Annotated in this window: 16 protein-coding genes; 6 read left to right on the top strand and 10 right to left on the bottom strand. The window is 36.9% G+C overall.

Annotation, left to right across the window (positions count from 1 at the left end):
- Window positions 1-70: 70 nt before the first annotated feature.
- The 3 genes from MHH45_RS11790 to MHH45_RS11780 all read left to right on the top strand — a co-directional run bounded on the left by MHH45_RS11790 (window position 71) and on the right by MHH45_RS11780 (window position 4,049).
- Window positions 71-1,675: an ATP-dependent acyl-CoA ligase gene (locus tag MHH45_RS11790; protein ID WP_077295176.1), complete on the top strand. Its 1,605-nt coding sequence runs from the start codon at window positions 71-73 to the stop codon at window positions 1,673-1,675.
- 37 nt (window positions 1,676-1,712) lie between these two features.
- Window positions 1,713-2,504, top strand: coding sequence for an enoyl-CoA hydratase (locus MHH45_RS11785; protein ID WP_016113328.1), 792 nt, complete (start codon window positions 1,713-1,715; stop codon window positions 2,502-2,504).
- A gap of 108 nt (window positions 2,505-2,612) precedes the next feature.
- A complete protein-coding gene (locus MHH45_RS11780; protein ID WP_016113329.1) occupies window positions 2,613-4,049 on the top strand; it encodes a GntP family permease in 1,437 nt (478 codons plus the stop codon).
- A 136-nt stretch (window positions 4,050-4,185) separates the two neighbouring features.
- Here the strand turns inward: MHH45_RS11780 and MHH45_RS11775 are convergent, their stop codons facing one another.
- Window positions 4,186-4,836: a 2OG-Fe(II) oxygenase gene (locus MHH45_RS11775; protein ID WP_077295182.1), complete on the bottom strand. Its 651-nt coding sequence runs from the start codon at window positions 4,834-4,836 to the stop codon at window positions 4,186-4,188.
- Window positions 4,837-5,311: 475 nt separating this feature from the next.
- Here MHH45_RS11775 and MHH45_RS11770 point away from each other — a divergent pair, with 475 nt between their 5' ends.
- From MHH45_RS11770 to MHH45_RS11760, 3 genes are all read left to right on the top strand, one after another.
- A complete protein-coding gene (locus MHH45_RS11770; RefSeq protein ID WP_016113332.1) occupies window positions 5,312-6,172 on the top strand; it encodes a DnaD domain-containing protein in 861 nt (286 codons plus the stop codon).
- A complete protein-coding gene (gene dnaB / locus MHH45_RS11765; RefSeq protein WP_098157001.1) occupies window positions 6,169-7,455 on the top strand; it encodes a replicative DNA helicase in 1,287 nt (428 codons plus the stop codon). Before MHH45_RS11770 ends, dnaB begins: the two co-directional genes overlap by 4 nt.
- Before the next feature lie 834 nt (window positions 7,456-8,289).
- Window positions 8,290-9,231, top strand: coding sequence for a hypothetical protein (locus MHH45_RS11760; RefSeq protein WP_033671276.1), 942 nt, complete (start codon window positions 8,290-8,292; stop codon window positions 9,229-9,231).
- Between the two features lie 264 nt (window positions 9,232-9,495).
- Here the strand turns inward: MHH45_RS11760 and MHH45_RS11755 are convergent, their stop codons facing one another.
- From MHH45_RS11755 to MHH45_RS11715, 9 genes are all read right to left on the bottom strand, one after another.
- A complete protein-coding gene (locus MHH45_RS11755) occupies window positions 9,496-11,037 on the bottom strand; it encodes a hypothetical protein (RefSeq protein WP_016113335.1) in 1,542 nt (513 codons plus the stop codon).
- Between the two features lie 98 nt (window positions 11,038-11,135).
- The gene (locus MHH45_RS11750; protein ID WP_016113336.1) at window positions 11,136-12,185 is read right to left on the bottom strand and encodes a glycosyltransferase family 4 protein; all 1,050 of its coding nucleotides are present in this window, start codon (window positions 12,183-12,185) and stop codon (window positions 11,136-11,138) included.
- Window positions 12,186-12,188: 3 nt separating this feature from the next.
- Window positions 12,189-12,992, bottom strand: a complete 804-nt coding sequence (locus tag MHH45_RS11745; RefSeq protein WP_016113337.1) for a glycosyltransferase family 2 protein — start codon at window positions 12,990-12,992, stop codon at window positions 12,189-12,191.
- The gene (locus tag MHH45_RS11740; RefSeq protein WP_016113338.1) at window positions 12,970-14,190 is read right to left on the bottom strand and encodes an O-antigen ligase family protein; all 1,221 of its coding nucleotides are present in this window, start codon (window positions 14,188-14,190) and stop codon (window positions 12,970-12,972) included. Before MHH45_RS11740 ends, MHH45_RS11745 begins: the two co-directional genes overlap by 23 nt.
- Window positions 14,171-15,643 (bottom strand): oligosaccharide flippase family protein, encoded by a 1,473-nt coding sequence (locus MHH45_RS11735; protein ID WP_088094394.1) that lies wholly within the window; start codon window positions 15,641-15,643, stop codon window positions 14,171-14,173. Before MHH45_RS11735 ends, MHH45_RS11740 begins: the two co-directional genes overlap by 20 nt.
- A 30-nt stretch (window positions 15,644-15,673) precedes the next feature.
- A complete protein-coding gene (locus MHH45_RS11730) occupies window positions 15,674-15,988 on the bottom strand; it encodes a hypothetical protein (RefSeq protein ID WP_088094393.1) in 315 nt (104 codons plus the stop codon).
- A 109-nt stretch (window positions 15,989-16,097) separates the two neighbouring features.
- Complete coding sequence (locus MHH45_RS11725; RefSeq protein WP_088094392.1) at window positions 16,098-16,736, bottom strand: sugar transferase; 639 nt, start codon at window positions 16,734-16,736, stop codon at window positions 16,098-16,100.
- A 13-nt stretch (window positions 16,737-16,749) separates the two neighbouring features.
- Complete coding sequence (locus MHH45_RS11720; protein WP_088094391.1) at window positions 16,750-17,370, bottom strand: CpsD/CapB family tyrosine-protein kinase; 621 nt, start codon at window positions 17,368-17,370, stop codon at window positions 16,750-16,752.
- A complete protein-coding gene (locus tag MHH45_RS11715) occupies window positions 17,354-18,106 on the bottom strand; it encodes a YveK family protein (protein ID WP_016113343.1) in 753 nt (250 codons plus the stop codon). Before MHH45_RS11715 ends, MHH45_RS11720 begins: the two co-directional genes overlap by 17 nt.
- Window positions 18,107-18,351 lie beyond the last annotated feature (245 nt).

The raw sequence follows: 18,351 nt of genomic DNA, 5'->3' as shown, positions 1-18,351 counted from the left end.
TGAGTCGGTTTTTGGCATGTTTCTTGCTATATAAATAAAAAGAATTTTAATAGGAAGGGGATGGAATCTAGTGCTGGAGAATCATAGTTTGCCGCATTTTATTATGCAAAGTATCGAAAAGTCGCCTGATAAGGTGTATTTACAATTTGAAGAACAAAGGGTTACGTATGAGGAGCTCTATCATCGGATTACAAGGGCCGCAGCGGGATTTTGTGAACTCGGTATCCAAAAAGGTGACAAGGTTTGTATTATGCTTCATAACAACCCTGAATATCTGGATGTATGGTTTGCTTTATCTTTTATGGGAGCAATTGCGGTGCCTCTTAATGTGCATTTAAAAGGAGAAGGTCTGCAGTATATTTTATCCCACTCTGATTGTAAGATAATGATCATTGATAAGGAATTTGTTCCTCAAATTGCTTCTTGTTTACCATTTATACAAAGGGAAATTGGGATTGTTGTTCACGACAATAATGAAAGCGTAATCATTGTAGATGATGGTAAAGAACGGCCGGTAATCGGATTGAAAGATGTATTGCATGCAAATGATCACTATCTTCCAAATGAAGCTGTTTCCTCCTCTTCTATTAATAGTATCCTTTACACCTCTGGAACGACAGGATTGCCTAAAGGGGTCATGTTAAGTCATTCTGCCTATGTCAATTCTGCACAGTCATTCGCTACCTATATGGTTGGTGCGAATTCGCAAGATATTTTATTTACAGCGCTGCCGTTATTTCATATTAATGCCCAGGCCCATACAGTGCTCGGTGCCATTTCTTCCAATGCGACGATTGCTCTTGGAAAGCGGTTTAGTGCTTCTCGTTTTTGGGATGAAATTCGGGGTCATGGCGCAACCATTTTTAATTCTTTAGGATCGATGATTCCTATTCTCTGCAAGCAGCCGGAAAAGGAAAACGATTATGAAAATCCGGCAAGGGTGACGGCTTGTGCTGCTACGCCTAAGGAATTTTGGAAGCCGTTTGAGGAGAGGTTTGGCGTCCAGCTTGTGGAAGGCTACGGATTAACGGAAACGACAGGATTTTGTGTAACGAATCCATTGAACGCCAATAAGCCGCCTTCTATTGGGAAACCGTATTCCTACGTAGAGACGAAGATTGTCAATGAGGATGGAAATGAAGTACGGACAGGTGAAATCGGTGAAATTTTCATCCGTTCCTTACAAGAACAAACATTCATGGAAGGCTACTATAAAATGTCAGATAAAACAGAGGAAGCGATGGAGGGAGGATGGTTCCATACAGGGGATCGCGGTTATCGAGATGAGGAAGGCTACTTATATTTTTGCGATCGGATCAAACAGTGTATTAGAAGACGTGGAGAAAACATCTCTTCTTGGGAAATTGAAAAGGTCGTAAATAATCATCCGAAAGTGCTTGAATCAGCGGCTATCGGTGTCCCGTCAGAAGTGGGGGAAGAGGATGTCAAATTATATGTGATTGTAAAGCAAGGAGAAATGATGTCTCATGAAGAGATTATAGATTGGTGTCAAGAACGTATGGCTTACTTTATGGTGCCGCGATACGTTCAGTTTCGTGAATCTTTCCCAAAAACAGCAACGGAACGGATTCAAAAATTCAAGTTGCAGGAAGAAGGAATCGGTACTGCTTGGGATCGCGAACAGGCGGGGTATGTCATTAAAAGAACGAGTTGAAGATTGTCTCATTACATATTAGAAAGAAGGGATTGCATTGGAAAATAAGCGGGTTGTTTCATGGTCTAAAGAAAAAGGAATCGCGACTATTAGCATTGATAATCCTCCTGTGAATGTACTGAGTTATGCGGTGATTGAGCAACTGACGGCCACGGTTGATGAAATTGAACGGGATGATGAAGTCATTGTTGTACTTCTAACTGGCGCTGGAGAAAAAGCCTTCGTTGCCGGAGGGGACATCAAGTCATTTCCAGAATGGATTGGGAAAGGGAGTGAATATGCAGAAGAAAAATCATTGTGGCTTCAGAACCCATTAAATAAAATAGAAAGATTGCCGAAGCCTACAATCGCTGTGATTAACGGATTGGCGCTTGGGGGCGGGTGTGAGTTAGCTTTATCGTGTGATTTACGGATTATAGAAGAACATGCCCAAATTGGACTTCCGGAAGTAAAGCTAGGCTTGTTTCCAGGTGCGGGAGGAACGCAGCGTTTGCCTCGCTTAATAGGAACTGCAAGGGCAAAAGAAATGATGTTCACTGGTGAACCGCTCACTGCCGAAGAAGCCCTGCGAGTTGGTTTGGTGAATCATGTTGTTCAGCGCGGTGAAGCATTGAATAAGGCGAAGGAATTAGCCGCGAAGATGGCTCGGTTTTCTCTTCCTGCTTTATCTTTGATGAAGCAATCTATCAATAAGGGGTTATCTCTTTCTCTTGAGGAAGGGCTAAAAGTAGAAGCTCAAAATTTTGGCCGTGTATTTCAAACGAGTGATGTAAGAGAGGGAGTGGAGGCTTTTATAGAAAAGAGAGTGCCGCTTTTTCATCATAAATAAAAAGAATACGATGTCTGCCTTTGGTAGGCATCGTAACAATATATGCAAGCATAAAAGAATGAAAAACAAATTTGAGAAAGTCCATTTTATTAAGGGGGGATTGCAGATATGGATTTATTGATTGTGTTGTTATCGCTCGGCTTGCTTATATTTGTGGCTTACCGAGGGTTCTCGGTCATTTTATTCGCTCCGTTATGTGCTTTGCTGGCTGTGTTTTTGACGGAGCCAGCGCAAGTTTTACCGTTCTTTTCCAATGTTTTTATGGTGAAGATGGTCGGATTTATAAAATTATACTTTCCTGTGTTTTTGCTTGGAGCGATATTCGGTAAAGTGGTAGAAGTCACTGGAATCGCAGAAAAAATTGCGAAAATTATCATCCGTTTTATAGGTGTGAAAAGAGCGATTCTTTCCATCGTGTTAATGGGAGCGATTCTTACATACAGCGGCGTCAGTTTATTTGTCGCGGTATTTGCGATTTATCCATTTGCAGCGCAATTATTTCGTGAAGCAAATATTCCGAAGCGTCTCATTCCAGCGACAATCGCATTTAGTGCATTCACATTTTCGATGGATTCACTTCCTGGGTCGCCTCAAATTCAAAATGTTATTCCAACTACGTTTTTTAAAACAAATATTTATGCAGCCCCTATATTAGGGATCATTGGAGCGTTGTTTATTTTTACATGCGGCATGCTGTATTTGGAAAGGTGTAGGAAGAAGGCGGCAGCTAAAGGGGAGGGGTATTTCGGAAAAGGTGATGCTACTTCTGAAATGGCCGCTACAACTAGCACGCAAGCCGCACCGACGCCAATTGTTTCAAGTGATGCTATTCCAGCTAGTTACTGGATGGCTTTTCTACCGCTTGTACTGGTTGGAGTGGTGAATAAAGTCTTTACAGAATTCATCCCCGTTTGGTATACAAAGGGATTTGATTTTGCATCCATCGGTTTGAAGGAGTACGGAACGATTGATATGGGACAAGTCGTGGGTATTTGGTCAGTAGAATTGGCACTTCTTATCGGTATATTGAGCGCTATATTATTAAACTTCCAAGCGGTAAAAGAACAGTTTCAATCGATTACAAGCGTGGGGGTAAGTGGTTCCATTTTAGCTGCGATGAACACCGCAGCCGAGTATGGGTTCGGTGCTGTTATAGCTGCTTTACCTGGATTTGTTATGATTCAAAATTATTTGACTGGGACATTTTCCAATCCTTTAATCGGTGGAGCGGTCATGACGAATATATTATGTGGGCTGACGGGATCAGGATCAGGAGGAATGAGTATTACATTAGGTTTAATGGCAGACAAATATATTGAAGCAGCAGCGAACTTCGGTATTCCATTAGATGTGCTGCATCGCGTTATCGCAATGGCAGCAGGCGGTATGGATACTCTTCCTCATAACGGAGCAGTTATCACTTTGCTTGCAGTTACAGGGCTAACGCACCGAGAAGCTTATAAAGAGATTTTTGGTATTACTTTAATTAAGACGGCTGCTGTTTTCTTCGTTGTTGGAGTGTATCTGATGTTTTCTATTGTATAGGAGGGGGATTGATTGGCTGTTATAAATAACGCAGCTATCAAGTTAAGATTATGTATAATGGTAAATAGAAACAGCCATCATTCCATGAAACGATGGCTGTTTGTATATTTTCAATGAATTTTACAAAATTTACTTGTTACAACAATGCTCTTCTTCTCATCCATTGCGTCGCAACCCATTTTTCACCTTTGATAACAGGTGCACCGCCATGTAAAGTAAGTTTGTTTATTGATTCATCCTGATAAAAATACTCGAAATATACCGCCATTCCTTTTTTCGGAGATACGGAAAGGTTGAGTTTTGGAAAGAAGGTCTCTCCACCTTCTTCTACATGATTTAAATACATCACAAGTGTGCTCATACGATTGTTACTTGCTGCCGCACTATTTTCTACAAAAAAATCATAATGCGCTTGATATTCTTGGCCAACTGTATACTTTAAAATCTGCAGCCCTTCTCCATGTGGGGCAGGAACATTCATGATCGAAGCGATTCGTCTTTCGATTCTAGTAGTAATCTCGCTTTCTTCTAAAAATGCGCCACTGCTCGTCCGAATGTCATTTGTTTTGCGCGAAACACCAATTTTAGAACGTTTCATTTGATTTTTAGACATTTCAATTAACGTTTCACACTCTTCATCACTTAATACATTTGCTAAAACGACAATAAGAGGCTCTTCTAGTCTTGAAATAATTTGTATTTCTCTGTCTTCTGTCACAATGGTGTTCCCTGTGTGGTTAAAAATCGTTAGTTCTGTATTTTTAACTGTTTCATCTTTCATTGACATTTGCCCCATCTCCCTAAAAAAATGATTAGATAGCACTAATATATCATATTTTTCTTACTATTCATTCTTTACAAAAAAATAGAGTAATGATTGAAAAAAGAGGACATGTAGTTACCTATTCAAACTAACTATTCCCAAACTAAAATTTTGTTAAGTTAACACAATTTAAAAATGCATGCTCTTTGCTACATGCAATGATACACTGTACTTCTTGTTCATAAGTGCGGAAGTCGGCCATGTACAGATTAAAAGAATCCCTCCCAAGCCCCTTACAACCCCCTACCAACAAATAAATCACTAAAAAGAAACAAAATAAAAAACAAAAAACTACTACAAGCAGTCCCTCAAAAAAAAACAGTAGTCGTAGTAATCGTAAAAAATATGAAATCACTCCGCCAAACTTCCTCCCTTATCCCTATATACATGATGGAACCGTCAATTACATATGTTTCATTAAGGGATAGGAGGAATAAACATGGCAGTATACCGTAATGTACAGGTGAATTTTTGGCAGGATGATTTTGTACTCGATTTAACACCGGAGGAGCGGTATTTTTATATTTATTTGCTGACTTGTTCGAAGACGACGCAATGCGGGATTTATCCGTTACCGAAGCGTTTGGCGGAGATGGAGACAGGTTATAACCGGGAGACTGTTGAGAAGTTGCTGCAACGCTTTGTCGAGTATGGAAAGATATTATATGATGCGGAAACGAAGGAGTTATGTATTTTAAATTGGCTGCGCTATAACCCGGTTACGAATACGAATATGGAGAAGTGTGTGTTACGTGAGCTGAAGACGGTGAAAAGTAAAGAGTTTGTACATATGTTTTTGCAAAAATGTTTGGAGGAAGAGATGAATATTCCGCTACTTTTAGAGCATTTCGGTATGCCGGGTGAGTTGTCTGAGATGATTCCGCAAGCATCTATTGAAAGTTATGAAGAGGATGAGGAAGTAGAAGAGACGGAGCCAGGCAGCAGTGTATTCATGTTTTATGAGCAAACTTTCGGTAGTTTGTCGTCTTATGCGGCGGGGGAATTAAGTGAGTGGATGGCAGATTTATCGGAGGAGCTTGTCTTAAAAGCGCTCCAGATCGCTTTTGAAAATAATAAGCGGACGCTTGCTTATGTGAAGGGGATTTTACGGGATTGGCACGGTAAGGGATATACGAAGGTTATTGAAGTAGAGGAAGCGGCAGCGAAGTTTCGGAAGAAGGATCCGACTGCTATGCATGAGACTGAGAAGTTTCTAGAGGAGTGTGAAGAGTGGAAGAAAAACGTGCCATCTGAAGAAGAGCTGCAGAAGTTCCTCAAGGAAGAGGGCTGGCGGCCATGAGCATTCAAAATATTGAGGCCGAACAGACGGTATTAGGGTCCTTGCTGCTTGATGGTGAACTGATTAAGGAGTGTAGGCTGACCGATCAGCACTTTTCTACGGCTGTGCATCAAGCTATCTTTAAGTTGATTCGGAAAATAGAGGAGGAAGGACAGCCGCTGGATCTTGTTGCGCTTGTTTCAAAAATGGAACCTGCTTTTTTGGCGCAAATTGGTGGTATGGAATACCTTGTAAATATAATTGAGAGTGTGCCTACTACTGCTAATTTCTCCTATTATGAGGGGCTTGTTCGGAATGCCTGGAAAATGAATCAGGCGGGAAGTATGGCGCACAGCATGTGTGAACGGCTTCTTGCGGAGAAGGATGAGAAAGTAATCGGAGAGACGATTACAAGACTTTGTGAACTGGAAGAGGTGGATTGCACACTTGATTTTGATTTGAAGGATACGTTAGTCGATCTTTATGAAGAGCTGCATCAAGATACAGAAGAACTTACTGGTATTGAGACAGGTTTTTCAGCTTTAAATAAGATGACGTGTGGTCTGCAGGAAGGGGATTTTGTTGTGATTGGGGCACGGCCTTCGATGGGAAAGACGGCGTTTGCCTTAAACATTGCGCTTCATGCGGCGAAATCGGATGCGGCAGTTGGATTGTTTTCTCTGGAGATGAGCAACAAGCAACTATTGAAACGAATGGTTTCTTGCTTGGGTGAGGTATCTGGGAAAAGGCTGAAAAATCCGAAGCATCGTTTTACGATAGAGGACTGGGGGAAAACGAGCCGGACATTTGCAGAAATTGGGGATCTGCCGCTAGAGATTTATGATAAGGCAGGCGTTACAACGCAGGAGATTTGGGTGCAAGTGCGGAAGCTGAAACGGAAGTATGAGGATAAAAAGTTGCTTGTGATTATTGATTACTTGCAGCTCATTACAGGTGATTCGAAATATCGGGGAAACAGGTTTCAAGAAATGAGTGAAATTTCTCGTAAGCTGAAGCTCATGGCACGTGATTTAAACGTGTGCGTCGTAGCGCTGTCGCAATTGTCTCGTGGGGTAGAGTCACGTCAAGATAAGCGTCCGCTTTTGTCTGACTTAAGGGAGACGGGGCAGATTGAGCAGGATGCGGATGTCATTATGCTGATGTATCGGGATGATTATTATGATAAGGAGACGGAGAATAAAGATGTGACAGAAATTCAGATAGCGAAGCATCGGAACGGGCCTATTGGAGGGATGAAGCTAAGGTTTTTGAAGGAGTTTGGGAAGTTTGTAGAGGATGGTTAAAAATAGCCTGGTGAGTTCCATACCTAAAATAATCTTGACTCTTTTTTCAAACAGTTTAGATAAGATTAAGAGGTTGCTAATTAAAATTTCTTCAAGCAGTAGGTAATGTAATCGAATTGAGGTCTATATTAGGAATACAAAAAAGACACTTCATCGAGTGTCTTTTTATTGAAATGATATCTTTTATCCCGCATTAACTGCCCGTAAAAGCCTGATTGGTCGGGCTGATTAAAGTTTCACTTTATCTAGCATATATGGTGAACTAGTTGGTCCACCATGCTCAGATTATTGCATTTACAAGAGAAAGTGATCGGTTGAGTCATATGTTTTCTGCTGATACTTCGGACGTAGATCTTTAAGGAAAAGAAAATGGTAAACCTATACACCTTTTTCTTGCAAAAAACATCTATCTGCAAGAAAATAAAAGAGGTAAGAGTTGTAAATAATGCTATAAAGCCCAATTATTATCTTTTTAGTAAAATATCCCTTATAAATAAAGTTTAAAAGCCACTTTATAAAAAGGTGGATTTTTATACTTCCTGCTTAGGTGAGATAATATCAGGTCATAAAGAATGTATGGTAGTCTTTTTTATCCCGCTATTCGCGGGCAGAAAGACCCCCACCTCAAAATTCAGCGAAAGCAAAGAAGTTAGGTGGGGGATCAACTGCCCGTAAAAGCCCGATTCGTGAGGGCTAATAATCAGTGGGGGATGAAGAAAACCCCCACTGATTAAAGTTTCACTTTATCTTTTAATCTTGTTTCATGACAGTATTAATATTTGAAGACAACGATAGAGTATTCATATATAACGAACCGAAGAAAGGAAACTAAATATGAGGATGAGTACGATGAAAAAAATGATTGGTTTAATCTTCTTAGGTATAGTACTAATCGTTTTTGTTCTTTACTATCAGAATCATTTTAATTCAGATCGAGAAGAGAAGATATACGTTGAGAATTTCAAAGGGGATAATGATTCTGATAAAATTCAATCAGCGATCAATCAAGCAAAGGATAATAAAATAAAGACTGTTTTGCTTGATGACAAAAAGTACAAGATTACTTCCCCTATCGTTGTGAAGCAAGGTGTTAAGTTGTTATTCGGGTATGGAACACAGTTTATTGTTGATGGTGACTTCAGGGTGATTGAACTTGAGAAGAATGCTTCCATTGAAGGGGCCTATATTGCCATTGATGATGCGAATTTTAATTCGGAAGTGATCTATTTAGATGGTAAACATAAATATTATAATACTTGGAACAAAACACATATAAAGGATATAAATATCATCAATTGGTCTGAAACGAACAAGGGGACAGGGATATCGTTATACGCTGGTGGAAGAGAACATGAGATTTCTTTTGTTAACTTCGAAAACGTTAAGGTAGTAGGAATGAAGAATGGAGTAAAGTTAAAAGTGGATAAACCGGATTCTGGATATGCTTGGATAAATGCTAATCGGTTTCTGAACTTTTCTTTAGAGGATTGTGTAAACATGATTTACATGGATAGTCATTCAACGATACCGAATGAGGCTAGTGGGAATCAATTTACCAATTTACAGATACAACCTTCAAGCAAAACAAAAAGTGTTTTGACGGTGAGCGGGCAACATAATGAGTTTCATGGGATGTTGTGGGATTTGAACCAAATCAATCATGGAAACACTATTGTTGAGCTTACGGATAAGAGTATGGATACGACCATTGATATTTCTTCTATGCCTACGAGCAGAATCTCTGATAGGGGACAAGCAAATAAAGTGAAGCAGTAACTGTAAGGTTCTCGCAATCGGACATTGCTTTTTTAGGAGGAGCCCCCTAGATTCATGTCGAGACTGCGATAATTATAACGTATAAGTTGAAATTTATCTTCTGGGGGCATGATGATGTGGATTTAATTGTTAGAGTATTTCGTGTTTTTGTATAAGAGGTGATAGCTACGCAAAATTTTTTGAATCGTTAACATTTGAAGATATCGAAGGGGAGCATTTTAATATTTACTAATGGAAGTAAATGAATCTTAATTTGTACTATTTTCATAGTTTAGATGTGCTAATTTGCCCTTGATCATTTATACTCAATCTCCATTTTGTTCCATTTGGAGAAGTCAACGTCACAGCATTCCCTTTTTGAAATTCTAAATCCCCATATAATGTGCCACCAGTAGTTGGCAACCATGAGGAGCCATGCTGTAAAGATGATTTTGCGAATATTCGATTTATCCGAAATCGTTTGTGATCTTGTGTATATCCGCTTAGTGTTAGCTTAACTTTATACAACATTTCTGATCTTACTTCTGAAATCACAGTGTCTCCGACATTAAATGGGAGATTTTTGGCCACTTCCCATGGTCCATTTAGGCTCTGTTGATATTCAATTAAAATACGACTTGGGCTTTCATTCCATCCAAAATAGATACCGATGCAATTCAGCATGTTAATAGGCTGCTTAGAAAAATCTAACTCGATTACAATTGGTTGAGTACTAGGAACATCCACGTAATTCACACTTTGTTCATCGAGCAGGTTAAAACAATTATTAATATGTCCTGCATAAGGGGCTTTTCCAGAAAGTTGGCGCACTGCGTAGCGGACATTTGCATTTACTAATATATCATCTTGATTCCCAGCTAGATGTGCTTTTCCTAATGCAAGAGGAGGAAATATAGGAAGGGATTCTTCATGTGGTGAGGTACACCGATTGTATAGGCCACGATCGAGAATAGATGTGGAAACTTGATTTGAGAATAGGTAGTTATGATGAGAAGTGGAAGAGAATTCGATAACGAGGGGAGCAGCATCCATACGAAAGACGTCCCATATTACTCCTTCAAACATATTATAGGCACCTGAACAGCGGATTACTTTTTTTGTTTGTTTCCGGCATTGAACTTGGATTCCTGCAAAGGTGTTCCCTGAAATTTCGTAAGGTAATGCACCATTTCCTATAATCTCGATACCATACTGACAACCATCTATAAAAATAGAATGGAAGGAGTTTGCATTCATCCAACAAGGATTGTTTATATCCGCAAGCTTTTCTGTTTTTAAATAGATAGCCGTATGAAAGTTTGTGATTTGGATTGAGTATGCTTTAAAGAAACTTATGAAATCCCATGCCTTTTTACAGGATAGATGAATTGCGATACCTTGGTAAGTTGTTGTACGGTTTATAATATTGATATTTGATATAGAAGTATGATTATGAATTTCTATTTGTTGGGCACCAGAAAGGTAAAGAACGGATGAGTTAAAGTTATTATCCACAATTTCAATCGAACCACCAGAGATTGAAGTGTTTTTTTGAAGCTCAAACACTTGGAAATCCCCTTTGACGATTAATGTTACAGTGGGATCCATTTCAAGATGTACATTTGACTTAATAACAATAGGAGAGGATATAGTATATTGTTTCTTCCCGGTGATGACAACTTTGGAATAATTGTTGGCCGCGCAATAATTAATGGCTTCTTGAATAGCTTGGGAATTATCGAGTAAATCTGGACTGGCACCAAAACAATCAATATTAACAACACTTTGATTTTGGCAGTCTTCAGCAAAATTAAGAGGTTCTGTCAACTTATAACACTCCTTATATGTGGGATATTATATAATATGCATGTTTGAAAAAAAGCATATATATAAAAGAAAAAACAAACGATGGCCTCGTTTGTTTTTTAAAATTGATAGGTTTTAAGTGTAGAATGAATCATATTTGAGAGGGAAAAGGATTTTTCTACTTTGTCTCTTGCCGCTTTTCCTAAACATTTTCTGAAGTCTTGATTGTCATGAAGTAACTGGATTTTCTTTGCAAATTCTTTTTCAGAATGATGGGAAATGAGAATGCCGGTTTCATCATCTATAATGGCTTCTTTGATACCACCAACATCTACAGAAATAATAGGTGTTCCAGAAGCCATTGCTTCAAGGACTACCATTGGAAACACTTCTCTTAGGGACGTTAGAAGCAGCAAGTCCATACTGCAAATAAATTCATATGGATTAGATGTATTACCTAAAAGCGTCACCTTATGATTTAACTTGAAATCACGAATCATTTTTTCAATCAAATCCCGTTCAGGTCCATCTCCAGCAATATAAAACATTACGTTACGTACATCTTTTAACTCATTTGCAATTTTTAAAAAAAGTTCATGGTTTTTCTCTTTTGATAATCGGGCTAAAATTCCGATATTGAGGATTTCTTTAGGTTGTATTTGTTGAAAAGAAAAATGTTTTACATCAACACCATTGTAAATCGTTCGAATAAGATCTTTTCTTATACCTAATTGCAGTAATCTCTCTTTCTCGAAGTTACTCACTGCGATAATTTGATTAACATGTTGATTTAACACTTTTTTAAATAGCGCGGGAAACTTTTTTTCAAGTATTGTAACATTATGTTTTGTATAAATTAGCTTAATTTTTCTTCCCGTAATTTTTTTTATTACAATGGAATACAGTAACATTCTGAAACTATTTGCATGGATAACATCAATGTCCAATTTCATCACTTGTTTACTTAATGTATAGAGGTTAGCAGGATGATTTTTTAAACTTAAAGGAATAAAATGATGCTTATTATGAATTTGATGATACAACTCACCTGTGGCAGCTGCTGAATAAAACGTCATGTTTTCATGTTTGAGATAGTTTTCTAATTTGCAAAAATACATCTCAGCGCCACCTGTTATGAGTTTATCGGTTAATAGTAGAATATTGTTCATTTTTTATTTCCCTCCACTGGTCATAGAAGGAGGTCGGTCTCCTCTGTTTTTCTTGTATGCATGATAGGCATATTGACTAAAATAAAAGTTGGTTTTTACAAAGTTTAACTTTTCTTGGTTTCGTAAGAGTTTCCAATATCGGTAGGCAGCTTTTAATTTATTCCTTGAAGTAGAGTTACTTACAATACGATATTTAGATAAAATCTTTTGTAAGCCATAGGCTTGATATCCTAGCCGTAATAATGCTAACCATAGGGCAGTATCTTCAGGCTGGATAACGGGCATTTCAATTTGTTTCAATTGATGCCTATCTAACATCACGGTTAAACAGCCAATCGTCGTATTTCCCAGCAGATATTTATAATCTACAACTTTCGGTGCATTAACTTTAATATTCATTGAATTGCCTTGTTCGTCAATTAAAGAATAAGAGGTAAAAGAAAAAGCAAGATTCCCGTTTTGCATAAAAGCGACTTGTTCTTCTAGTTTAGTAGGTAACCAGAGATCATCGCTGTCTAAAAAGGCAATATAATCTCCTTGAGCTTCTTTTAATGCTATATTTCTAGCTCTAGCGGCGCCAACATTTTGAGTTAAAGTAATAAGTTTAATGCGTGGATCTTTTTCTATATATTGTTTGATGACATGAACGGAGTCATCTGTCGACTTATCATCAACGATAATCATTTCCCAGTTAGAATATGATTGGGCCTGAACGGATTCAATGGTTTCTTTTATAAAAGGGGAGCTGTTATAAGAGGGAGTTATAACAGAAACTAATGATTCGCTATCTTTTTTGGTGTATATCATAAAAACCAGCCTCTTTTCTTTCATATACAGAAATATATTTTAAAGCAATTGCTAAAAAGGAAAAAAGCGCTTCGTTAATCATGAGGGAAAGAGATACCATCTGCAATAAAAAAGCAAAAAGTGTAAGGATAATAAAGGGTTCTTTATTATGCAATTTCGTTTTAAAGAGCTTGATAATGAACAGGAATAAAAAAGAAAGGTAAAAAAGAAAACCAATAATTCCTGCCTCTACTAAGATCTCTAGATATGTATTATGAACATATAGTTTTTCATTATGTTCAAATGCGTAATAATCCGAAAAATTAAAGGCACCGATTCCCAAAAGGGGATGAGACATAAAATAGTTAATCGCCTGTTCCCATAATTCAAATCGACCACTTCCTTTATCAGAAGAAAAGTCATTGATGCGGCTGGAAATGATTTGATTCAAATCAATTTGCATAAAAGAACATGCGGCGTAGATTACAACTAGGCATAACAGAGCAATCAGTATCATTTTTACCTTTTTTAGAAAATCCGCTAATATTATGTATAAAATGACAACGAGTATTAGGGCGACAATACCGCCTCGAGAAAAAGTAAGAAGGTTGGTAATTATACATAAGATGAATCCAAATGAATGCTTAAATCCTTTTAAGTGTGTTAAATAAAAAGAAAAAAACAAGGTATTATAAAAAATGAAGATGTTTGGGTCATCAAGTAGTCCAATTAATCTTGGATAATCTCTATCTAATAGTAATCCGTAAGAGGTGATCTCAACGCCTGTTGGGGATCCCCCAGTTATCTGTAGTCCAATCATGTATAATAACAAACTAATCATGTTAAATAGTATCCCGACATTTGCAATGGAAGCCTCAATAGCAGGAATTGAAGCTTGCTCCAACATATATCTCATGATGAAATAACAAATAAGGACAAGTATTACTCCTAGAATGACGCGAATACTTGATTCTGGATACTGTGAAAAAGCACCGCTTAGACAATAGGTAAAATAAAATAAAAGCAATAAAATTTCATAATGATAAAGGGGACGAAAGTAAAAGTCTCGAAAATAAATACAGAAAAAAATGACTAAAAAAATCATATAAATTTTTAATGAAAAACCGATGGACAAATTATATTTACTAAGTGTAATGAAAAATAATAAAAGAAAGACTTCTAAAGTAGAAGTATTTCTTTTAATTTGTAATCTTTCCATTTCCTCGTTGTCTCCCGTCTTTTAAATGGTTAATATTCTGTTGTTTTTTCTTTCTTATAAAATCTTTAATCAAGTCCCGAGTGGCTTGATCAAATAGTAAAACCATCGTAGACATTAAGATAATGGTAGAAAACATGGCTATAAAAGGAAACTTATATAATAAGTAGTGTAATAGGATAAAACTTACCGAAAAGTAGGATACGTATGGAACAACGACTTTGGTTAATACTGTTTTTCTGATTGGATTAGCTAATATATAACCAATAAATGATACGATTTCCATCGTTAAAACAGAAAAAGCTGCTCCCGCTATTGCATAAGTAACACTCAGATAATAAAAAGACACTAAGCCAATAGAGATGGTTATAAATTGAACCATAGTACGGCGGTTTTGCAGTCCTCTTGTTGTGAGACCATCAGCAATGGCGATGTTAAATCCTTGTAAGACAATAATAAAGGATAATATTTTTAAAGGCTGAACCGCAGATCCCCATTTATCTCCAAATAAAAGCGTGATCAGATAGGGGGATAAATAGAATAAAGCTATTGTCATACACATTCCAATCAAGGACATAAATTTCATTTGCAGGATATTTAATTGTGTATGTTTCTTTACCTCCCCATGACTATAACTCTTAAATAACAGTGGGAAAAATGCACCTGCAATAACCCCTGGTATTTGATAGAGGGCTGAGGGGATTCGGTAAGCTACTGCAAAGAGCCCAACAAGCCCTAAGGGAAGTGTTTTTTCCAATACTAATGGACCTAGTTGAGGAGTCAATATAATAAATAACCCACTCATTAAGAACGGACTAATATTGATCAGTAAATTTTTTTGAAAAGGGAATTTCCATTTAAATTCTATGTTTTTTCTGAGTAAATACAGGCAGTAAATACCCCCGGCTAAATAAGAAAAACCATATAAAAAAGCTGTTACATGTATATTCACTTTTAAGCTTATACACAAAATAGTTAATGTGACTAATACAATGGCCGAGAAGATTTTTATGGATGCAATAAATTGCATTCTTTCAGATAATTGAAAGTAGGTTATTCCTATGCTCTGTAGCACTAGGCCGATGATTAAAGGAATCATTAAACTATACATCATATAAAGAATTTGTTGTTCATGATAAAAGACATGGATACCGAAAGAAAAAATAACAAATGTTAAAAGTAAACATGCCACTCGAACTTTTATATAAGAAAAAAATGTAGCGTCGAGGTTTTCCTTTTTTGCTCCTTCTCGAAGGAACGTATTACTGACTCCTAAATCTGTAAAAAAATGCATGACCATGGAAAGAGCTAGTGCTACACTAAATATTCCATAGTTCTTTGAGTTAAAGTAATTTGCCAATAGTATGAGCGTACCTGCATTTAAAACATTAGCTAAAATCGTGCTGTAAAGTAAGTGGAATATATTTTTAATAATTGAGTTTGTTTTCTTATTCACTTATTTCTCTCCCAATTCACAACTGTAAAGTCACTTAAGTACAGATGTAGGTTCTTTTCCACTAGGTAAAATAGAGTCTTTTTGCTTAAGGTAATAATCATATGTATTCGCAAGACCTTTTTCCAATGCATATATAGGTTGCCAACCTAATTTTTGAATACTCTTTTTATTACAAAGCAAACTTTCTTTGACGTTACCGTTTTTTGCAGGTTGGTGAACTACAAAGTCAGGTTTAAACGCCTTCATCGCTTTTTCTAATGATCTTTCATCTTCTACATTATCAAAGAAAGCTATACCTTTCGAATGGACATTATTTACGGATCCGGTGGATAAGTTATCATACACAGCCAATTCATAATTATTATGAATTCATTTATCTGCAATATGGGATCCGATAAATCCGAAGCCCCCCGTTACGAGCACTTTCTTCATTTTTTATTCTTCCCTTCAATATTTATCTGGCCCCATTTCCAGTAAATACAATGGCCAATGTTTGACATAAAATCTTGATTTCCATAGCGAATGATCTATGCTGGATATAGTATAAGTCGAATGCTAATTTTTCTTCGGGAGTTAAATCATATCCACCATTCACTTGCGCCAATCCTGTTATTCCAGGCGTTACAAGTAAACGATGTTTAAAATTAGGCAATGACTTATCAAACCTTTTATAGAAATATTCTCTTTCAGGTCTAGGGCCAACGAGTGACATATCTCCTTTTAACACGTTAATAGCTTGAGGGATTTCATCAATTCTAGTTTTTCTTATAAACGCACCTATTCTTGTAACCCTAGGGTCCTCTTTACTTGCCCACTGAGGACCGTTTTTTTCAGCATCTAAAAACATGGAGCGTAACTTTATTAATTTAAAATCTTTTCCGTTTTTCCCCAGGCGCTGTTGATAAAAGAAGGGAGAACCGGTTGATTCAATTGGGATAAGGATGCAAAAAAGAACTAAAATGGGTGATAAAAGTAACAGCATGAAAAGCGAAACAACAAAATCTATAAGTCGTTTAACAAGAAGGTAGGATGAAGTTGATAGAGGTTTTACTTGTATTTCTACCTGACTATCAATCTTTATTTTTGGGTCCAAAAGTTACCCCCCTTTATGAAATAATGACTGCACCGAGTATTTCACATTTGTTATGTTCGAGTTGCTTTCTTGCATTTGCAATTCTTTCTGACTTATCACGGCCTTCCTGTATCATTAAAACAACGCCATCACAATGTTTTGCGACAATTTGTGCATCTGGTGCGTTTAGGAAATCGGATGTGTGAAATAGAATGATATCAAAATGCTCTTTCCACTCCTCAATTAGGACTGGGAAAGTCTCTAATGTTAACAATGTCATTGGCTCATAAAGGTCTTCACCTGTAGATAAACAAGATAGATAATCCGTTATTTTTATTGTAGTATCTTTATTTTGCTCTCTTAAGAGTAAGTTGATTAGACCAAATGAATGATCGATATTAAACACATGATGTAAAGAAGGTTGACGCAGATTCGCATCCACTACCAACACTCGTTTTCGTTGTTCTGAAAAAGCTAGGGCCAAATAAGCAGTAGCATTGGTTATATTTTGTGTTTGTACAAGTGAAGAAATCATTAATATTGGCTTTTCCTTTTGAAGGTTTAGCTCAATATTGTTACATATGCTATAAAACCGTTCTTTGATGGTGATATCGTATGGGTTAAAGAAATATTTCCTCTTAAATTTGATAGTCATTATGTTCACCTCGTTTCATAGAAGGTAAGCTTTTATAAGCTGTTTTTTGTTTGTTTTTTCTTTTTTTGGTATTTAAGTTCACTCTTCCTAATAATGGGAGGCCAAGATGTTCGAGTTCTCGATTGTTGTAAGTTGAATTATCAAAGTGTTCCCGTAGAATTGCCAAGCCAATTCCGGCAAAAAGGCTGATTATGATTGAAATGGCTATAATGAATTTAGGTTTTGGAAAAAGTAGTTCAGCTTCTTCTGTTGTCACGGAATTATTAAGAATATTAAGTCGATTTTCATTTGCATAGTTTTTAAATTTAGATATGGATTGATTTACGACAGATTGTGCAATTTTTTTAGCTAATTGTGGATTAGAATCTTTCACTGAAATCGTAATAATCTGTGAATCATTTCTATTGGTAACGGAAACCTGTTTAAGCAAATCATAGCTTGAACGGGTCAGGTTTAACTCGTCTTTTACGCCTATCATGATATATGGGCTTTTTATAATATCCATATATGAAAGAGCTAGCTGTTTGTTATCTTGCACTCTATTTACTGGATTTTCCTCTTTTTCTACGCCTAAAGATCCAGCAAGAACTTGGGTGGAATACTGATAAGTCGGTTTCATAAGGTACATGGATGAAATAATAATGAACCCGCTAGTACAAATTGTCGTAAGTATAATGATTAAGAGTCGCCTTTTTAAAATTTGTATAAACTCTTTTATCTTTACTTTTTCATTCATCTAGTTCACCACTCTTTCAATTTAATAGTAGAGTTTTGGCGTGATTTTCCGAATGGGAATTATCACCTTTGATTTTGAAAAGGTCCTTATAACATTTATACTAGGGTGAAAAAATTATAAACCTAGCACCTGAACAAAAATTGAACAGAATTCTTCTTCCTAAATTTTTACTATGTAGGGAATAGCAACATTGTCATCAAGCTAAGAGTGCCAAGAGGGTATATGTGAGTATGTTTTTTGAAATT

The organism is Bacillus sp. FSL K6-0042 (genome assembly GCF_038006685.1).
Classification (GTDB): Bacteria; Bacillota; Bacilli; order Bacillales; family Bacillaceae_G; genus Bacillus_A; species Bacillus_A pseudomycoides.
The sequence above is the reverse complement of the archived record's forward strand: the minus strand, read 5'-3'. Positions and strand labels throughout refer to the sequence as shown.